Below are 18,440 nucleotides of genomic sequence, written 5' to 3' on the forward strand. Positions count from 1 at the left end.
GGCCTCGGTGGCCGCGCAGGATGCCGCTGTTGAAACCGCTGGACCCGCCGTCGATCCCGTACGCGACACGGGGCACGACTCCGTACGCGCCCGTGAGATCGGCGTCGAACAGGATCATCTGGACCAGGTGTACGGCCGTCTTGAGGAGAAGATCCACGAGGCGGAGTTCCTGATGAACGACGCCGCCAAACGGGGGCAGGTCGGCACGCCGGGGGCTCTCGCGGAGCGGGACGCCCAGGTCTTCCGGGCCGGGATCCATCTCAACCGGCTGAACAACGAGTTCGAGGACTTCCTCTTCGGGCGGATCGATCTGCTGCCCGGAAAGGACGGCAAGAAGGGCCCGGACGGCGCCTACACCTCGGTCGAACCGGCCGACGACGCCATCAGGACCGACGGCACGGCCGATATCGCGGAGACGCTGCACATCGGCCGGATCGGGGTCCTGGACTCCGACTACTCGCCGCTGGTCATCGACTGGCGCGCACCGGCCGCCGCGCCGTTCTACCGCGCCACGCCCGTCGATCCCGGCCGGGTCGTACGCCGTCGGGTCATCCGCTCCAAGGGCCGCAAGGTCCTCGGAGTCGAGGACGATCTGATGCGCCCGGAGCTGACCGCGTCCCTGGACGGCGCCGCGCTGGCCGTCATCGGCGACGGCGCGCTGATGGCCGCGCTCGGCCAGGCCCGCAGCCACACCATGAGGGACATCGTTTCTTCGATCCAGGCCGAACAGGATCTGGTGATCCGGGCGCCCGCCGCCTCCGTCACCGAGGTCTCGGGCGGGCCGGGCACGGGCAAGACCGCGGTCGCGCTGCACCGGGCCGCCTATCTGCTCTACCAGGACCGGCGGCGGTACGCGGGCGGCATCCTGGTCGTCTCGCCGACACCGCTGCTCGTCGCGTACACCGAGGGCGTGCTGCCCTCGCTGGGCGAGGAGGGACAGGTCGCGATCCGCGCGGTGGGTTCGCTGGTGGACGGAGCGGAGGCCACGGCGTACGACGAACCGGCCGTGGCCCGTGTCAAGGGCTCCGCGCGGATGCTGAAGGTGCTGCGCAAGGCGTCCAGGGGCGCGCTGGAGGTCTCACCGGCGGTCCAGGCCCGGCGCGGCGGACCGGGCGGCGCCGACGACCGGACGGGCCAGCTCGCCTTCGGCGACGACGAGCCCGTCGCGGCCGTACGGACCGACCGGCTCCGGGTCGTCGCCTTCGGCCGCAGGCTGGAGCTGGAGGCCGATGAGCTGAACCGCATCCGGCAGTCCGTCCTCGGCGGCACCGCGCCTGTCAACCTGCTGCGCCCGAGGGCCCGCAGGCTCCTGCTGGACGCCCTCTGGTCGAAGTCCGGCGCCGCCGCGCGGGCCGGTGAGTATGTGTCGAAGGGCGACGCCGAGCTGGCCGCGGAGCTGCGTGGCGGCTTCGACGACGACATCACGTCCGAGGACAGCTTCCAGGCTTTCCTGGACGCCTGGTGGCCCGAGCTGACCCCGCGCGGAGTGCTCGCCGCGATGGCCGACGAACGGCGCCTGGGCCGCTGGTCCCGCCGCGTACTCAACCAGGGCGAGATCCGGCGTCTGGCGCGTTCGCTCAGGCGGCTGGGCGCCGAAGGCAAGGGTCCGCTCTCGGTGCACGACGTGGCGCTCCTCGACGAGTTGGAGACGCTGCTCGGCTCGCCGCCGCGGCCGAGGAAGCGGCGTGAGTTCGATCCGCTGGACCAGCTCACCGGTCTGGAGGAGCTGATGCCGGGCCGCGAGGAGTCGCAGCGCGAGCGGGCCGAACGGCTGGCCGCGGAGCGCACCGAGTACGCGCATGTCATCGTCGACGAGGCGCAGGATCTGACGCCCATGCAGTGGCGGATGGTCGGCCGTCGCGGCCGGCACGCCACCTGGACGGTCGTCGGGGACGCGGCGCAGTCGTCCTGGTCGGACCCGGACGAGGCGGCCGAGGCGCGCGACGAGGCGCTCGGCGCCCGGCCGCGCCGCCGCTTCACTCTGACCGTGAACTACCGCAATCCGGCGGAGATCGCCGAACTGGCGGCGAAGGTGCTGGCCCTGGCCATGCCCGGCATGGAGTCTCCGGCAGCCGTGCGCTCCACCGGCGTACGGCCGCGCTTCGGCGTCGTACGGGACGGCGATCTCGCCGGTGCCGTCCGGGCGGAGGCGCGGCGCCTGCTGGAGCGCGTGGACGGCACGGTCGGTGTCGTCGTCGCCATGAACCGGCGTGAGCAGGCGGCGCGCTGGCTGGCCGGACTCGGCGAACGAGTGGTGGCGCTGGGCAGTCTGGAGGCCAAGGGCCTGGAGTACGACGCGACGGTCGTGGTCTCTCCGGCGGAAATCGCCGACGAGTCGCCGGCCGGCCTGCGTGTGCTGTACGTGGCGCTGACCCGCGCGACGCAGCAGCTCACGGTGGTCTCGACGGCGCGGGACGAGCCGGACGCGGAAGGAGTACCGGACTTGCTGCGGGATTGATTCCGAGTCAACTCGCGATGCGGGAATCGCTTGCCGGAGTGGTTTGTTAGCCTGGTGTCGGCACCGGCTCGATCCAAGCCCCCGGGCCCAACCTTAGTCGCTTCGAGCGACCACTTGCCGCGAGGCGAGCATGGCGGGCCGGTGCCACCTTCACCTACGGAAGCAGGTCCCTGCCGGAGTTCCGGCAGGGACCTGCTTCCGTGTGTATGACCGGTATGCCCACGCGTGGCCGCCGCCGACCTCTCCCGCATGGCGGAAAACACTTTCCCGGGACGGGGCCCCTTACCTTCTACCCGCCGGTAGGTGCGACCATCGGATTGCGCCGCCGGGGCATGTGCCGGGCGGCGTGGCAATGAGGCTAGGGAAAGAAGAGGAACACGGTCATGGCAACGGCGCCGAGCGTCTCGTATTCGATGACGGTCAGACTGGAGGTGCCCGCGAGCGGGACCGCGGTCTCCCAGCTCACCACGGCCGTCGAGTCCTCCGGCGGCTCCGTCACCGGCCTCGACGTGACCGCCTCCGGCCACGAGAAACTGCGGATCGACGTCACGATCGCCGCGACCTCCACCGGGCACGCGGAGGAGATCGTCGAGCAGTTGCGCGGGATCGAGGGCGTCGTCCTCGGCAAGGTCTCCGACCGTACGTTCCTGATGCACCTCGGCGGCAAGATCGAGATGCAGTCCAAGCACCCCATCCGCAACCGTGACGATCTCTCGATGATCTACACCCCGGGTGTGGCCCGGGTCTGCATGGCCATCGCGGAGAACCCGGAGGACGCCCGCCGGCTGACCATCAAGCGCAACTCCGTCGCGGTCGTGACGGACGGCTCCGCCGTGCTGGGCCTCGGCAACATCGGCCCCAAGGCGGCGCTGCCGGTGATGGAGGGCAAGGCGGCCCTGTTCAAGCGGTTCGCCGGGATCGACGCCTGGCCGCTCTGCCTGGACACCCAGGACACCGACGCCATCGTCGAGATCGTCAAGGCGATCGCGCCCGGCTTCGCCGGCATCAACCTGGAGGACATCTCCGCGCCCCGCTGCTTCGAGATCGAGGCGCGGCTGCGTGAGGCCCTGGACATCCCGGTCTTCCACGACGACCAGCACGGCACCGCGATCGTGGTGCTGGCGGCCCTCACCAACGCGCTGCGCGTGGTGGGCAAGGCCATCGGGGACGTACGCATCGTGATGTCCGGCGCGGGCGCCGCCGGCACGGCCATCCTCAAGCTGCTGATCGCGGCCGGTGTGAAGCACGCCGTCGTCGCCGACATCCAGGGTGTGGTGCACGCGGGCCGCGAGGACCTGGTGGAGGCCACTCCTGAGTCGCCGCTGCGCTGGATCGCCGACAACACCAACCCCGAGGGTGTCACCGGCACGCTCAAGGAGGCCGTGGTCGACGCGGACGTCTTCATCGGCGTCTCCGCGCCGAACGTGCTGGACGGCGCCGATGTCGCCGCCATGGCCGACGGGGCGATCGTCTTCGCGCTCGCGAACCCGGACCCCGAGGTCGACCCGGCGATCGCCCGTGAGACGGCCGCGGTCGTGGCCACCGGCCGCTCCGACTTCCCCAACCAGATCAATAACGTGCTGGTCTTTCCCGGCGTTTTCCGCGGTCTGCTGGACGCCCAGTCCCGTACGGTCAACACTGAGATGATGCTGGCCGCGGCGACAGCCCTCGCGGACGTGGTCACCGAGGACGAGCTGAACCCGAACTACATCGTCCCCTCGGTCTTCAACGACAAGGTCGCCGGCGCGGTGGCAGGCGCGGTGCGCAACGCCGCCAAGGCGGCGGGCGTGACCGTGACAGCGGTTACGTCCGCTTGACGCCCGGCGCGTCGCGATTCGCCGGGCCCCGCGGCCCCATCTAGGGTGGCGGACCATGAGCCCGCCGCTCCAGGGAGGTTTTCAGGGCCTCCGGCGGGTTCAAGGGCTTCAACGACTCCAGGGGCTCCGAGGCTCCAGGGAGTCTTCACAGGGTCGACGGAACGTCACGACGACGAGGCACTGGCGCTTTTCGTGTGACTCCGGAGAGTGCCGGATTGGCTTTCCCGCCGCTGGTGGGGGCAGGATGCGTATTCGGGCGCGAGGGTCTGTCAGCAGACCCGGGTCCGGGGACTGTCCGAGGGCCCTGGCAGCATCGGCTTCGATCTCACGCCTTACAGGCAAGAAGAACACGGGAGTAACAACATGAACCGCAGTGAGCTGGTGGCCGCCCTGGCCGACCGCGCCGAGGTGACCCGCAAGGACGCCGACGCCGTGCTGGCCGCTCTCGCCGAGACGGTAGGCGAGGTCGTCGCCAAGGGCGACGAGAAGGTCACCATCCCCGGCTTCCTGACCTTCGAGCGCACCCACCGTGCCGCTCGCACCGCTCGTAACCCGCAGACCGGCGACCCGATCCAGATCCCGGCCGGTTACAGCGTGAAGGTCTCCGCGGGCTCCAAGCTCAAGGAAGCCGCCAAGGGCAAGTAACACCCATTAGGCAACGCACAGGGGCGGCCACCCGGACAGGGTGGCCGCCCCTGTGTGCGTCCCGGGCCGTCCCGGGCCGTCCCGGGCCGTCCCGGGACGCTGATGGCCCCACTCCGTCGAGCGGGGCCATCAGCGTCCCGGAGCCGGCGTCACCGGCGCCGGCGGTGTCAGACGAGCGCGCCGCCCGGCAGCTCGACCTTCGCGCCCAGCTCGATGAGCTTGTCCATGAAGTTCTCGTAGCCGCGGTTGATCAGATCGATGCCGTGGACCCGGGACGTGCCCTGCGCCGCCAGCGCCGCGATCAGATACGAGAAGCCGCCGCGCAGATCGGGGATGACCAGATCCGCGCCCTGCAGCTTCGTCGGGCCCGACACGACCGCGGAGTGCAGGAAGTTGCGCTGGCCGAAGCGGCAGTCCGAGCCGCCCAGGCACTCCCGGTAGAGCTGGATGTGCGCGCCCATCTGGTTCAGCGCGGAGGTGAATCCGAGCCGGGACTCGTACACCGTCTCGTGCACGATGGACAGGCCCGAGGCCTGTGTCAGGGCCACCACCAGCGGCTGCTGCCAGTCGGTCTGGAAGCCGGGATGGACGTCCGTCTCCAGCGCGATGGCGTTGAGCGAGCCGCCCGGGTGCCAGAAGCGGATGCCCTCGTCGTCGATCTCGAAGGCGCCGCCGACCTTGCGATAGGTGTTGAGGAAGGTCATCATCGACCGCTGCTGCGCGCCGCGGACATAGATGTTGCCCTCGGTGGCGAGCGCCGCCGACGCCCAGGAGGCGGCCTCCAGCCGGTCCGGGATCGCCCGGTGCGTATAGCCGTCGAGCTGGTCGACACCGGTGATCCGGATCGTCCGGTCGGTGTCCATGGAGATGATCGCGCCCATCTTCTGCAGTACGCAGATGAGGTCCTCGATCTCCGGCTCCACCGCGGCGTTCGACAGCTCGGTGACGCCCTCGGCCAGCACGGCCGTCAGCAGCACCTGCTCCGTCGAGCCGACCGACGGATACGGCAGCCGGATCTTGGTGCCGCGCAGCCGCTGCGGGGCCTCCAGATACTGGCCGTCGGCCCGCTTCTCGATCGTCGCGCCGAACTGGCGCAGCACGTCGAAGTGGAAGTCGATCGGCCGGCCGCCGATGTCACAGCCGCCCAGACCCGGGATGAAGGCGTGGCCGAGGCGGTGCAGCAGCGGTCCGCAGAAGAGGATCGGGATGCGCGACGAGCCCGCGTGGGCATCGATGTCGGCGACATTGGCACTCTCGACATGGGTCGGGTCGAGGATCAGCTCGCCCGGCTCGTCGCCGGGACGGACGGTCACTCCGTGAAGCTGGAGGAGTCCGCGTACGACGCGCACATCGCGGATGTCCGGCACATTGCGCAGCCGACTGGGGCCGCTGCCGAGCAGCGCGGCGACCATGGCCTTCGGCACCAGGTTCTTCGCGCCGCGGACGCGGATCTCGCCTTCCAGCGGGGTCCCACCGTGGACAAGCATTACATCGTCTGTGCCGGTCATGAATCTCGCGTTCCGGAGTGGGCGGGAAGGTGGCCAAGGAAAGGGTAAGGGGCGAGAGCCCCTGTCCCGTAGGGCCTGGGCGGCCTCCGGCGCATAATGAAACCGGCATAACACGTACCGTTCCGCCGCGCTCGCGGAGGGTCACCGGCCGCGATTCCGGACGGCCGCGCGCCGGCGCCGCCGCCGTACGCCCTGAGCTGCGCGCACAGGCACTGCGCCGTGCGTGCCCCGCGGAGACCGAATATGCGGGATCATGTCTCGCATGACCGAGGTGTCCTCGCTCACAGGGCGGCTGCTTGTCGCCACACCGGCCCTCACCGACCCGAATTTCGACCGCGCGGTGGTCCTCCTGCTCGATCACGACGAGGAGGGTTCCCTCGGTGTGGTCCTCAACAGGCCCACGCCGGTGGGTGTTGGCGACATCCTGGCGTCGTGGGGCGAGCTGGCGGGCGAGCCCGGTGTGGTCTTCCAGGGCGGTCCGGTCTCGCTCGACTCGGCGCTCGGCCTCGCCGTCATCCCGGGCGCGGAGGGCCCGCTCGGCTGGCGCAGGGTGCACGGCGCGATAGGACTCGTCGATCTGGAGATGCCTCCCGAGCTGCTGGCACGGGCGCTCGGCTCGCTGCGGATCTTCGCCGGCTACGCGGGCTGGGGCCCGGGACAACTGGAGGACGAGTTGAGCGAAGGCGCCTGGTACGTGGTCGAGTCGGAGCCGGGTGACGTGTCGTGTCCGCGGCCGGAGAGCCTGTGGCGGGCGGTGCTGCGGCGGCAGCGCGGCGAGCTGGCCATGATCGCCACGTATCCCGACGACCCGTCGCTCAACTGACCGTTCGGCCGATCGCGCGGCGGATCGTTCAACAGACCTGCCGGCCGTCCCTCCGGCCGCTTCCGCGCGGGCCGTTCACGGCGTGTCGGAGCGATGCGTGAGCGTATGGCTCCGGAGTGCATGGACCCGGGGACTCCGCGTCGCGGCGCGCGTGGGTACCCTTGGCGCTTATGAGCACTCTTGAGCCCGAGCGCGGGGCAGGTACGGGCACCCTCGTGGAGCCGACACCACAGGTGTCGAACGGCGACGGTGACCACGAGCGCTTCGCCCACTACGTCCAGAAGGACAAGATCATGGCGAGTGCCCTCGACGGCACTCCCGTGGTGGCACTGTGCGGGAAGGTCTGGGTACCGGGGCGCGACCCCAAGAAGTATCCGGTCTGCCCGATGTGCAAGGAGATCTACGAGTCCATGGGCCCCGGCGGGGACAAGGACAAGGGCGGCAAGGACAAGAGCGAGAAGTAGCGGCTGGTCCTCCTCCATGGCTGACGGCCCCCGGGACGCGCGTACGCGCGCCCCGGGGGCCGTTCGCGTTGCACAGGGTGCTTCTCGGAGGCTCCTGGGGTCACAGAGTGGTTGAGACCACTTGTCGACGTGTTCCGGACACGCTTAATCTCCTGCGAGTTGTGCAGCACGGAACGCTCGTTGCGTATGTTGCAACGCCGACCTGTAGGGATCCCGGATGAAGCTTTCAGCCCGAATTGCGGCTCCGGTCGCGGCACTTGCGCTCGCCGGCCTCACCGCCACCGCCTGCGCTCCGCAGACCTCCGACAACAGCGCGTCGAAGGACGAGAAGAGCGGCACGCTGCGCGTATGGCTCTTCCAGGAAGTCAACAACAAGCCCAAGGAGCAGGTCGTCGACGCCGCCGTCGCCGCCTTCCGCGAGCAGCACGACGGCGCGAAGGTCGAGATCGAGTACATCCCGGTCGAGACCCGCGCCCAGCGCATCAAGGCCGCGTTCAACGACCCGAAGAGCGCGCCGGATCTGATCGAGTACGGCAACACGGACACCGCCGGATACGTCAAGGACGGCGGACTCGCCGATGTCACCGCGGAGTTCGACGCCTGGGACGAGGCCAAGGACACCGATCCGACGGCCAGGCAGTCCGTCACGGTGGACGGCAAGATCTACGGAGCGCCGCTGTTCGTCGGCGTCCGGGCGCTGTACTACCGCACCGATGTCTTCGATGACCTGGGCATCAAGGCTCCCAAGTCGCAGGCCGAGCTGATCTCCACCGCCAAGAAGATCCACCAGGCGAAGCCGGACCTGTACGGGCTCGCGGTCGGCGGTGCCTACACCTATGGCGCCATGCCGTTCCTCTGGGCGAACGGCGGTGAACTGGCCGAGGAGAGCGGCGGCACCTACCGGGCCGCCGTCAACAGCCCGGCCGCGCGCAAGGGCATCGAGGCGTACACCTCCCTCTTCGGCGACGACAACTGTCCGGCCGCCAAGTGCGCCTCGATGGGCGGCAACGCGACGGTCACCGCGTTCGCCTCCGGGAAGGCCGCGATGGCGATCGGCGGCGACTTCAGCCACCAGGCCGTCGAGGCCGGTTCGGTGAAGGGCAAGTACGCGGTCGTGCCGCTGCCGGGCGTCACGGCCGGCTCGGTCGCGCCGGCCTTCGCCGGCGGCAACAACATCGGTGTGCTCAAGAGCAGTTCGCACCGCACACTCGCCGTGGACCTGATGAAGTCGTTCACCGGCAAGGACACCCAGGCCAAACTGTTCGACGCGATGGGCTTCCTGCCCACGTACACCGACGTGCTGGCCGCCTCGGCGAAGAAGGAGCCGTTCATCGAGCCCTTCGTGAAGACCCTGGGCGCGGGCGCCAAGTTCGTCCCGGCGTCGCCGGGCTGGGCGCAGATCGACTCCTCGCTGATCCTGCCGACGATGTTCCAGGAGATCGTCAGCGGCCGTAAGGACGTCGCCACGGCGTCGGACGACGCGGCGAAGAAGATGGACGCGGCGTTCACGTCCGCGGGCTGAGAGCCATGACGAACAACACCGGAGCCCGGCGGGACGGCGCCGCGCCCGCCTCCGGCCGTACGGCCACCTCCGGCCGCCGCGTCCTCCTCTCCGCCCGGCCGGGCGGAGGCGGCGACGCGGCGTCCGGCGCCGGAACGGCCATGGACCCGAAGCGGCCCGGACGCGCCTCCCGCCACGCTCCCCGGCGGGCCGGGCAGGCCGGCTGGACGCCCTGGCTCTATCTCGTGCCCGCCCTTGTCGTCCTCGGCGGGCTGCTGGTCTATCCGATCTACCAACTCGGCCTGATCTCCTTTCTGGAGTACACCCAGGCCCAGGTCAGCGGCGGGCAGCCGACCACCTTCCAGGGCTTCGGCAACTACGCCGCGCTCTTCGGCGACAGCCAGTTCTGGCAGGTGCTGCTCGCGACCGTGCTGTTCGCCGCGGCGTGCGTCGTCGCCACGCTCGCGGTGGGCTGCGCGCTCGCCGTACTGCTGACGCGGATCCGGGCGGTGCCGCGCCTCGCGCTGATGCTCGCCGCGCTCGGTGCCTGGGCCACTCCGGCGATCACCGGCTCCACGGTCTGGGTCTTTCTCTTCGACCCGGACTACGGACCGGTCAACCGGCTGCTCGGGCTCGGTGACTTCTCCTGGACGTACGGCCGGTACAGCGCCTTCGCGCTCGTCCTGTTCGAAGTGGTCTGGTGCTCCTTCCCGTTCGTCATGGTGACCGTCTACGCGGGAATCAAGGCCATCCCGGCCGAGGTGCTGGAGGCGGCCTCGCTCGACGGCGCCTCGCAGTGGCGCGTCTGGCGGTCCGTCACCGCGCCGATGCTCAGACCGATCCTGGTGGTCGTCACCATCCAGTCCATCATCTGGGACTTCAAGGTCTTCACACAGATCTATGTGATGACGAACGGCGGCGGAATCGCCGGGCAGAATCTCGTACTCAATGTGTACGCCTATCAGAAAGCCTTCGCGTCCTCGCAGTACAGCCTGGGCTCGGCCATTGGCGTGGTCATGCTGCTGATTCTGCTGGCGGTCACGCTCGTCTATCTGCGCCTGATCCGACGCCGGGGAGAAGAACTGTGAACCTGCTCGGTATTCGCCGTCCGTGGCGGCTGGCCGCCGAGGCATCGGCCCTCGTCATCGCCGTGATCGTGGCCTTCCCGCTGTACTGGATGGTGGTTTCCGCGGTCAAACCGGCGGGCGAGATCCAGTCCACGGATCCGCGACCCTGGACCCTCTCGCCGTCACTCGACTCCTTCCGCCGGGTCTTCGAACAGCAGGAATTCGGCCGGTACTTCCTCAACAGCCTGCTGGTCGCCGGCTCGGTCGTGATCGCCTCCGCGCTCATCGCCTTTCTCGCGGCGACGGCGGTGACCCGCTTCCGCTTCCGGTTCCGTACGACCCTGCTCATCATGTTCCTGGTCGCGCAGATGGTGCCGGTCGAGGCGCTGACCATCCCGCTGTTCTTCCTGATGCGCGACGCGGGACTGCTCAATACGCTCGGCTCGCTGGTCCTGCCGCATCTCGCGTTCTCGCTGCCCTTCGCGGTATGGATGCTGCGGGGATTCGTGAAGGCGGTCCCGGAGGCGCTGGAGGAGGCCGCGTACATCGACGGCGCGAGCCGCACCCGCTTCCTGTGGCAGATCCTCTTTCCGCTGGTCCTTCCCGGGCTGGTCGCGACGAGTGTCTTCTCCTTCATCTCGACCTGGAACGACTTCCTCTTCGCGAAGTCCTTCATCATCAGCGACACCTCCCAGTCGACCCTTCCCATGGCGCTGCTCGTCTTCTTCAAACCGGACGAGAACGACTGGGGCGGGATCATGGCCGCCTCTACCGTGATGACCGTTCCGGTGCTGGTTTTCTTCGTGCTCGTACAGCGACGCCTGGTCTCCGGACTCGGCGGCGCGGTGAAGGACTGATGGTTATGACCTTTACGGATCTCATTCCGGCCGCGCGGGCCGCCGAGTGGAATACCGCCGCCCGTTTCACCCTCGACGCCAGGACGCGTATCGACGCGCGGCCGGGCACCGAGCACGTGGCCCGCTGGCTGCGCGGCACCGTCGGCGCGGCCACCGGCCTGCCTCTCGCCGACGGCGACAGCGGCCCGCACCGGATCGTGCTCAGCGTCAGCCCGGGCGTCGCGGAAGAGCTGGGCGCGGAGGGCTACCGGCTCGCCGTGACCGGCGGCGAGCCGGCCGTGACCATCGAGGGCGGCGGCGCGGCCGGTGTCTTCTGGGGCGCGCAGACGCTGCGTCAACTGCTCGGCCCGGAAGCCTTCCGGCGCGCGCCGCTCACTCAGGACCGCGACTGGCACCTTCCCGTGGGCACGCTCCAGGACCGGCCCCGCTTCGGCTGGCGGGGACTGATGCTCGACGTGGCACGCCACTTCATGCCCAAGGACGGTGTCCTGCGCTATCTGGACCTGCTCGCCGCCCACAAGCTGAATGTCTTCCACTTCCATCTCACCGACGACCAGGGCTGGCGCGTCGAGATCAAGCGCCATCCGAGGCTGACGGAAGTCGGATCCTGGCGCTCGCGCACCAAATGGGGCCACCGCGCCTCCGGGCTGTGGGACGAGAAGCCGCACGGTGGTTACTACACACAGGACGACATCCGCGAGATCGTCGCGTACGCCGCCGAGCGGCATATCACCGTCGTCCCCGAAATCGATGTCCCGGGCCATTCGCAGGCGGCCATCGCCGCATATCCGGAACTCGGCAATACCGATGTCATCGACACGTCCTCCCTCACCGTCTGGGACACCTGGGGCATCAACCCGAACGTACTCGCGCCCACTGACAACACCCTGCGCTTCTACGAGGACGTCTTCGAGGAACTCCTCGCGCTCTTCCCGTCCACATTCATCCATATCGGCGGCGACGAGTGCCTCAAGGACCAGTGGCGGGAGTCGCCGGCCGCGCAGGCCTTGATGCGGCAGCGCGGACTGGCCGACGAGAACGAGCTCCAGTCCTGGTTCATCAGGCACTTCGACACCTGGCTCACCGCGCGCGGCCGGCGCCTCATCGGCTGGGACGAGATCCTCGAAGGCGGCCTCGCGCCGGGAGCCGCCGTCTCGTCATGGCGCGGATACGCGGGCGGGATCGCCGCCGCCAGAGCCGGCCACGACGTCGTCATGTGTCCCGAGCAGCAGGTGTATCTGGACCACCGCCAGGCGGCCGGCGAGGACGAGCCGATGCCCATCGGATATGTCCGCACCCTGGAGGACGTCTACCGCTTCGAGCCCGTACCGGCGCAGCTCACCGAGGACGAGGCGGCCCATGTCCTGGGCACGCAGGCCAATGTGTGGACCGAGGTGATGCAGGACAGCTCCCGCGTCGATTACCAGGTCTTCCCACGGCTGGCGGCCTTCGCCGAGGTCGCCTGGTCGGCGCTGCCCGCACCGGCCGACCGCGACTTCGCCGGTTTCGAGCAGCGAATGGACCGGCACTACCGGCGCCTTGACGCTCTCGGTGTGGCGTACCGGCCGCCCGGTGGTCCGTTGCCATGGCAGCGCCGTCCGGGCCCCGACGGAACCTCCGCCGGTCTCGGACGCCCGATCGAGGGCACGCCCCCGAACGTGTGAGCCCGGCGGGAGGTGCGGGTCCTCCGGCCGGCTCCCTGGCACCGTGGTGGTCCGTCTGGATAAGTCGTACAACGACCGCCGAAGGGAGGCATTCCGCATGTGCCGGTGAAGAGGTGTGAAACCGGACCTTCTTCCTGGTCGGGGACGGATCCGTCCTTCGTGGACCCTCGCGCCGACCGGCCCGGAAGATGTGCCAGAGTTGCCACGTCCGGGCTGTGAGCACGTACGGTACGGCAACACAGGCGGGACAGCCGGGACACCGGAAAGGGGCAGCTGGGTTGACCACGCACGCACCGCAGACGGCGCAGTCCGTGACGCTGCCGGCCTCGCTCGACGAGGCCGTGGCGGCGCTCGGCGCGATGCCCGCCGCCGTTCCCGTCGCGGGTGGAACCGATCTGATGGCCGCCGTCAACAAAGGGCAGCTACGGCCCGCCGGGCTCGTCGGCCTCGGCCGGATCAGCGAGCTGCGCGGCTGGCACTACCAGGACGGTCACGCCCTCCTCGGCGCCGGCCTCACGCACGCGCGCATGGGCAGACCCGACTTCGCGGCCCTCATCCCCGCGCTCGCCGCGTCCGCGCGTGCGGCCGGGCCGCCGCAGATCCGTAACGCCGGCACACTCGGCGGCAATATCGCCACCGCGGCCCCGACCGGCGACGCCCTGCCCGTGCTGGCCGCGCTCGAAGCCGACCTGGTCATCGCGGGCCCCGACGGCGCCCGCCGGGAGATCCCGGTCTCGCACCTGCTGGCCGGCCGGGAGATGCTGGCACCCGCCGAACTGATCGGCTTCGTCCGCGTGCCGCTGCTGCACGCGCCGCAGGTCTTCGTGAAGGCGACAGGACGGACCGGCCCCGGCCGCGCCACCGCCTCCGTGGCCATCGTGCTCGATCCGGCCCGGCGCGGAGTGCGCTGCGCGGTCGGCGCCATCGCGCCGATGCCGCTGCGCCCGCTGGAGGCCGAACGCTGGATCGCCTCGCTGATCGACTGGGACGGCGCGCGAGGACTCACGGCGGAGGCGCTCGCCGCCTTCGGCGAGTATGTCGCCGCGGCCTGTATCCCGGACCCGGCGCCGCCGGCCGGCGGCGGAGAGGCCCCGCCGCTGGCGCCGGCCGTACTGCATCTGCGGCGCACCGTCGCCGCGCTGGCCCGACGGGCACTGGGGAGGGCGCTGTCGTGACCACCGACGAGAATCCAGGTTCCGGTCCCGGAGCGTCGCGGGGACCGGGCGGATGGCAGCCGATCCCGCAGGGCGGCGAGTACGACGGTGAGTCCACCGCGTTCGTACAACTGCCTCCGGAGGACACCACGGACGCGCCGCTGGCCGCGCCCGGACACGGATATGTGCCGCCGCAGATCGTGCCGCTGACGCCGGCCGATCCCGCGCCGGGCGGTCCGCCGGTGACGGGCGGCTGGGCGGCGGCGCCATCCGGAGCCGGGCCGGACGGCACGCACTGGCCGCCCGCCCACCAAGGTGGTGGGCAGCCGGAGCCCGTCTACGACCAGGGCGGCTACGACTCCGGGCAGTCGGGCCAGTGGCATTACGGCGAGAGCGGAGAGACCGGCACGGCAGCCGGGACCGGCTCCGGCGACGCGGGATTCGGCGAGCGGAACGGCGGCGTGGGCGGTTCCTCCGAGCTGACCGGCCAGTGGACCATCCCGGTCGCGCAGGGCGATCTGCCGGACGAATCGGGCGAGTACAGCACCTCGATGCCGGCCTCCCAGTGGAACGGCGGCGCGCCGCCCGCGACCCTGCCGGGCGGCGCTCCCGCGCCCTGGGCCACGGAGCCGGTTTCCGAGGAGACTCCGGCACCGGACGACACCGCCGGCCAGGAAATCCCGGACAGCGCCGAGGCCCCGCTCCCGGGCGACACACCCGGCGGCTGGGACCACGAGACAACGGCCCACGGACCGCTCGGCGAACTCGGACCGCTCGGCGAACCCGGGCCGCTCGGTGAACCCGGGCCGCTCGGTGAACCCGGGCCGCCTGCCGAGGCCGGTGCCGCGAGCGAACCGGCCGCCGAGGCCGACGCCGTACCGGAACCGGAACCCGAGCCGGAACCCGAACCCGCGCCGCTCACCAGCAGCAGCGACAGCGCGGAACACCCGTCGGGCTCCTACGTCCTGCGGGTCAATGGCGCCGACCGGCCCGTCACCGACGCCTGGATCGGTGAGTCCCTGCTGTACGTGCTGCGCGAGCGCCTCGGTCTCGCCGGCGCCAAGGACGGCTGCTCACAGGGCGAGTGCGGCGCGTGCAACGTCCAGGTCGACGGACGGCTCGTCGCCTCCTGTCTGGTGCCGGCGGCCACGGCGGCCGGTTCCGAGGTCCGTACGGTCGAGGGCCTGGCCGCCGACGGTGAGCCCTCGGACGTCCAGCGCGCGCTGGCGAAGTGCGGGGCGGTGCAGTGCGGTTTCTGCATCCCCGGCATGGCCATGACCGTCCATGACCTCCTGGAGGGCAACCACGCTCCCAGCGAGCTGGAGACCCGCCAGGCGCTCTGCGGCAACCTCTGCCGCTGCTCCGGCTACCGGGGCGTACTCGACGCGGTGAGCGAAGTCGTCGCCGGACGGAAGGCGAGCGCGGAGGCCGCGGCCGCCGCGTCCGAGGAAGCCCGAATCCCGCACCAGGCACCCCCAGGGGCCGGCAGCGCCCAGCCCCCGCACTCGCCCGACGGAGGCATGGCGTGAGCAACGACGAGGCCGGGACTCCCGCGCTCGACGGCCCTCAGCAGGAGCCGCCCGCGCACGGCCTCGGCGCCTCCCTGCCTCCGGCGAACGCACGCGCGAAGACCGAGGGCACCTTCCCGTACGCCGCCGATCTCTGGGCCGAGGGCCTGCTGTGGGCGGCGATCCTGCGTTCTCCGCATCCGCACGCCAGGATCGTCTCGATCGACACGTCGGCCGCCGCCGGGATGCCGGGCGTACGGGCCGTCGTCACACACGAGGACGTCCTGGGCGACTCCGCCTACGGCCGCCGGGTCGCCGACCGTCCCGTCTTCGCCTCCGAGGTCGTACGCCATCACGGCGAGGCGATCGCCGCCGTCGCCGCCGACCATCCCGACACGGCCCGGCTCGCCGCCGCCGCCATCGCCGTCGAGTACGAGGTCCTCGACCCGGTCACGGACCCGGAGAAGGCCTTCGCCGCCGAACCGCTGCACCCCGACGGCAATCTGATCCGTCACATCCCGCTGCGCTACGGCGACCCGGAGATCGCCGGGGAGGTGATCGTGGAAGGGCTGTACCGCATCGGCCGCCAGGACCCGGCTCCCATCGGCGCCGAAGCCGGCCTCGCCGTGCCCAGACCCGACGGCGGCGTCGAGATCTACACCGGCTCCACCGACCCGCACACCGACCGCGATCTGGCCGCCGCCTGCTTCGGCCTGGACCCGGAGCGGGTCAAGGTGGTCGTCACCGGAGTCCCCGGCGCCACCGGCGACCGCGAGGACCCGGGCTTCCAGATCCCGCTCGGCCTGCTCGCGCTGCGCACCGGCTGCCCGGTCAAACTGGCCGCGACCCGCGAGGAGTCCTTCCTCGGCCACGCACACCGGCATCCGACGCTGCTGCGCTACCGCCACCACGCGGACGCCGAGGGACATCTCGTCAAGGTCGAGGCCCAGATCCTGCTGGACGCGGGCGCGTACGCGGACGACTCGTCCGAGTCCCTCGCGGCGGCGGTCGCCTTCGCCTGCGGTCCGTATGTCGTCCCGCACGCCTTCGTCGAGGGCTGGGCCGTACGCACCAACAACCCGCCCTCCGGCCATGTCCGCGGCGAGGGCGCGATGCAGGTGTGCGCGGCGTACGAGGGCCAGATGGACAAACTGGCCGCGAAGCTCGGCATCGAGCCCGCCGAACTCCGCCTGCGCAACGTCCTCGCCACCGGCGACCTCCTGCCCACCGGCCAGACGGTGACCTGCCCGGCGCCGGTGGCCGAACTCCTGCGGTCCGTAAGGGACTTCCCGCTGCCCGCGCTGCCCAAGGACACTCCGGAGGCGGCCTGGCTGCTGCCCGGCGGACCGGAGGGCGCGGGCGAGCCCGGCGCGGTACGACGCGGAGTCGGCTACGCCGTGGGCATGGTCCATATGCTCGGCGCCGAGGGCGCGGACGAGGTCTCCACCGCCACCGTCAAGGTCCATGACGGCGTGGCGACGGTCATCTGCGCGGCGGTGGAAACCGGCCAGGGTTTCGCCACGCTCGCGCGCCAGATCGTGCAGGAGACGCTGGGCATAGAGGAGGTCCATGTCGCCTCGGTCGACACCGACCAGCCTCCGGCCGGCCCGGCCGCCCACGGCCGCCACACCTGGGTCTCGGGCGGCGCGGTCGAGCGGGCGGCGAAGATGGTCCGTACGCAGTTGCTGCAGCCGCTGGCCCACAAGTTCGGGATGTCCACCGAGCTGCTCCAGATCACGGACGGCAAGATCACCTCGTACGACGGTGTGCTGTCCACCACCGTCACGGAGGCGATGGACGGCAAGGAACTCTGGGCGACGGCCCAGTGCCGGCCTCATCCCACCGAGCCGCTCGACGCGTCCGGACAGGGCGACGCCTTCGTCGGCCTGGCCTTCTGCGCGATCCGCGCGGTCGTCGACGTGGACATCGAGCTCGGCTCGATCCGGGTCGTCGAGATGGCCGTGGCCCAGGACGTCGGCCGTGTCCTCAATCCGGCGCAGCTCGCCACCCGGATCGAGGCGGGCGTCACGCAGGGCATCGGCGCCGCGCTCACGGAGAATCTCCGCACCAACCACGGCCTGGTCCGCCGCCCCGATCTGACGGGCTACGCCCTTCCGACGTCCCTGGACGCACCGGACATTCGCATCGTCAAACTCGTCGAGGAACGCGACGTGGTGGCGCCCTTCGGCGCCAAGCCGGTGAGCGCGGTCCCGGTGGTCGTGTCTCCGGCGGCGGTGGCCTCAGCGGTGCGTTCGGCCACGGGCCGTCCCGTCAGCCGTCTCCCGATCCGTCCCCAGGCGGCGGTGGCCACGCCCAATTCGTAGTGGCGGGAACCCCGTTGCGGCTGCAAGCCTGGGGTGCGCGGTGTCACAGGTGCTGGCTATGGTGATCTGTGCAGTCGTGCGCACAACGGGGAGGAAGCTGTGGCGGAGGACGACGGGACGGGGCGACCGGTGTATCCGGTCCTGCCCGCCGCGAGTTCGGGGAGTGGCGGCAAGGATCTGGATGTTGACGCCGCGGAACTGATCAAGTTCAAGAACAGGGTCGACGGGCTGCTGACCAAGCTCGACAACTCGGCCGCGGCACCGACAAGGATGGCCGACGGCGCGGTCCCCGAAGGGGATCTCGGTACGAATTTCAGCGAAGCCACGGTGCTTCACTCGGCCCATGTGCGCGTCCATCAGGAGCTGCGGAACCTCTCCAAGGGGCTGGCAGGCCAGATCGAGGCGCTGGGTATCGCTGTCGACGGTTCCCGCAAGGGATACGAGAACATCGACGACGACATCAAGCGGCGAATGCAGCGCATCAGTCATGACGCGCGGCGGGACTGGGATCGCCGCGTTGCGGAAGACCGCGAGAAGTACGGGGAATCCACTCCCACGGACGGGCCGCCTACGGAGAGCGGGAGTGACGTCTCGCGTGGCGCGTCCTGACACAGGCAGTCGCAGGACCACGGGGAAACGGGGAAAAGGGT

Annotated in this window: 14 protein-coding genes; 13 read left to right on the top strand and 1 reads right to left on the bottom strand. The window is 70.6% G+C overall.

Annotated elements, in window-relative coordinates; all coding sequences use genetic code 11:
* Window positions 1-7: 7 nt before the first annotated feature.
* From PV679_RS00275 to PV679_RS00285, 3 genes are all read left to right on the top strand, one after another.
* Window positions 8-2,458 (top strand): HelD family protein, encoded by a 2,451-nt coding sequence (locus tag PV679_RS00275; protein ID WP_416069622.1) that lies wholly within the window; start codon window positions 8-10, stop codon window positions 2,456-2,458.
* A gap of 383 nt (window positions 2,459-2,841) precedes the next feature.
* The gene (locus tag PV679_RS00280) at window positions 2,842-4,275 is read left to right on the top strand and encodes an NAD-dependent malic enzyme (RefSeq protein WP_319678113.1); all 1,434 of its coding nucleotides are present in this window, start codon (window positions 2,842-2,844) and stop codon (window positions 4,273-4,275) included.
* Between the two features lie 363 nt (window positions 4,276-4,638).
* Window positions 4,639-4,920 (top strand): HU family DNA-binding protein, encoded by a 282-nt coding sequence (locus PV679_RS00285; protein WP_004571953.1) that lies wholly within the window; start codon window positions 4,639-4,641, stop codon window positions 4,918-4,920.
* 167 nt (window positions 4,921-5,087) lie between these two features.
* Here the strand turns inward: PV679_RS00285 and murA are convergent, their stop codons facing one another.
* A complete protein-coding gene (murA, locus tag PV679_RS00290; protein ID WP_319678114.1) occupies window positions 5,088-6,428 on the bottom strand; it encodes a UDP-N-acetylglucosamine 1-carboxyvinyltransferase in 1,341 nt (446 codons plus the stop codon).
* Between the two features lie 262 nt (window positions 6,429-6,690).
* On the opposite strand from murA, the gene PV679_RS00295 reads away from it, so the two are divergent.
* The 10 genes from PV679_RS00295 to PV679_RS00340 all read left to right on the top strand — a co-directional run bounded on the left by PV679_RS00295 (window position 6,691) and on the right by PV679_RS00340 (window position 18,399).
* Window positions 6,691-7,251, top strand: a complete 561-nt coding sequence (locus PV679_RS00295; RefSeq protein ID WP_319678115.1) for a YqgE/AlgH family protein — start codon at window positions 6,691-6,693, stop codon at window positions 7,249-7,251.
* A 170-nt stretch (window positions 7,252-7,421) separates the two neighbouring features.
* The gene (locus PV679_RS00300; RefSeq protein ID WP_319678116.1) at window positions 7,422-7,715 is read left to right on the top strand and encodes a DUF3039 domain-containing protein; all 294 of its coding nucleotides are present in this window, start codon (window positions 7,422-7,424) and stop codon (window positions 7,713-7,715) included.
* Between the two features lie 217 nt (window positions 7,716-7,932).
* Window positions 7,933-9,237, top strand: a complete 1,305-nt coding sequence (locus tag PV679_RS00305; RefSeq protein WP_319678117.1) for an extracellular solute-binding protein — start codon at window positions 7,933-7,935, stop codon at window positions 9,235-9,237.
* 140 nt (window positions 9,238-9,377) lie between these two features.
* A complete protein-coding gene (locus PV679_RS00310) occupies window positions 9,378-10,304 on the top strand; it encodes a sugar ABC transporter permease (protein WP_319678489.1) in 927 nt (308 codons plus the stop codon).
* Between the two features lie 2 nt (window positions 10,305-10,306).
* Entirely contained in the window at window positions 10,307-11,140 is an 834-nt protein-coding gene (locus PV679_RS00315) for a carbohydrate ABC transporter permease (protein WP_319678490.1), read from the top strand.
* Between the two features lie 5 nt (window positions 11,141-11,145).
* Window positions 11,146-12,804, top strand: a complete 1,659-nt coding sequence (locus PV679_RS00320; protein WP_319678118.1) for a beta-N-acetylhexosaminidase — start codon at window positions 11,146-11,148, stop codon at window positions 12,802-12,804.
* 278 nt (window positions 12,805-13,082) lie between these two features.
* A complete protein-coding gene (locus PV679_RS00325) occupies window positions 13,083-13,979 on the top strand; it encodes an FAD binding domain-containing protein (protein ID WP_319678119.1) in 897 nt (298 codons plus the stop codon).
* Entirely contained in the window at window positions 13,976-15,487 is a 1,512-nt protein-coding gene (locus PV679_RS00330; protein ID WP_319678120.1) for a 2Fe-2S iron-sulfur cluster-binding protein, read from the top strand. Before PV679_RS00325 ends, PV679_RS00330 begins: the two co-directional genes overlap by 4 nt.
* Complete coding sequence (locus tag PV679_RS00335) at window positions 15,484-17,790, top strand: xanthine dehydrogenase family protein molybdopterin-binding subunit (protein ID WP_319678121.1); 2,307 nt, start codon at window positions 15,484-15,486, stop codon at window positions 17,788-17,790. The genes PV679_RS00330 and PV679_RS00335 overlap by 4 nt, the downstream gene beginning before the upstream one ends.
* Window positions 17,791-17,889: 99 nt before the next feature.
* A complete protein-coding gene (locus PV679_RS00340; protein WP_319678122.1) occupies window positions 17,890-18,399 on the top strand; it encodes a hypothetical protein in 510 nt (169 codons plus the stop codon).
* Window positions 18,400-18,440: the final 41 nt, after the last annotated feature.

The sequence above is a fragment of the Streptomyces sp. AK02-01A genome (assembly GCF_033795305.1).
Classification (GTDB): domain Bacteria; phylum Actinomycetota; class Actinomycetes; order Streptomycetales; family Streptomycetaceae; genus Streptomyces.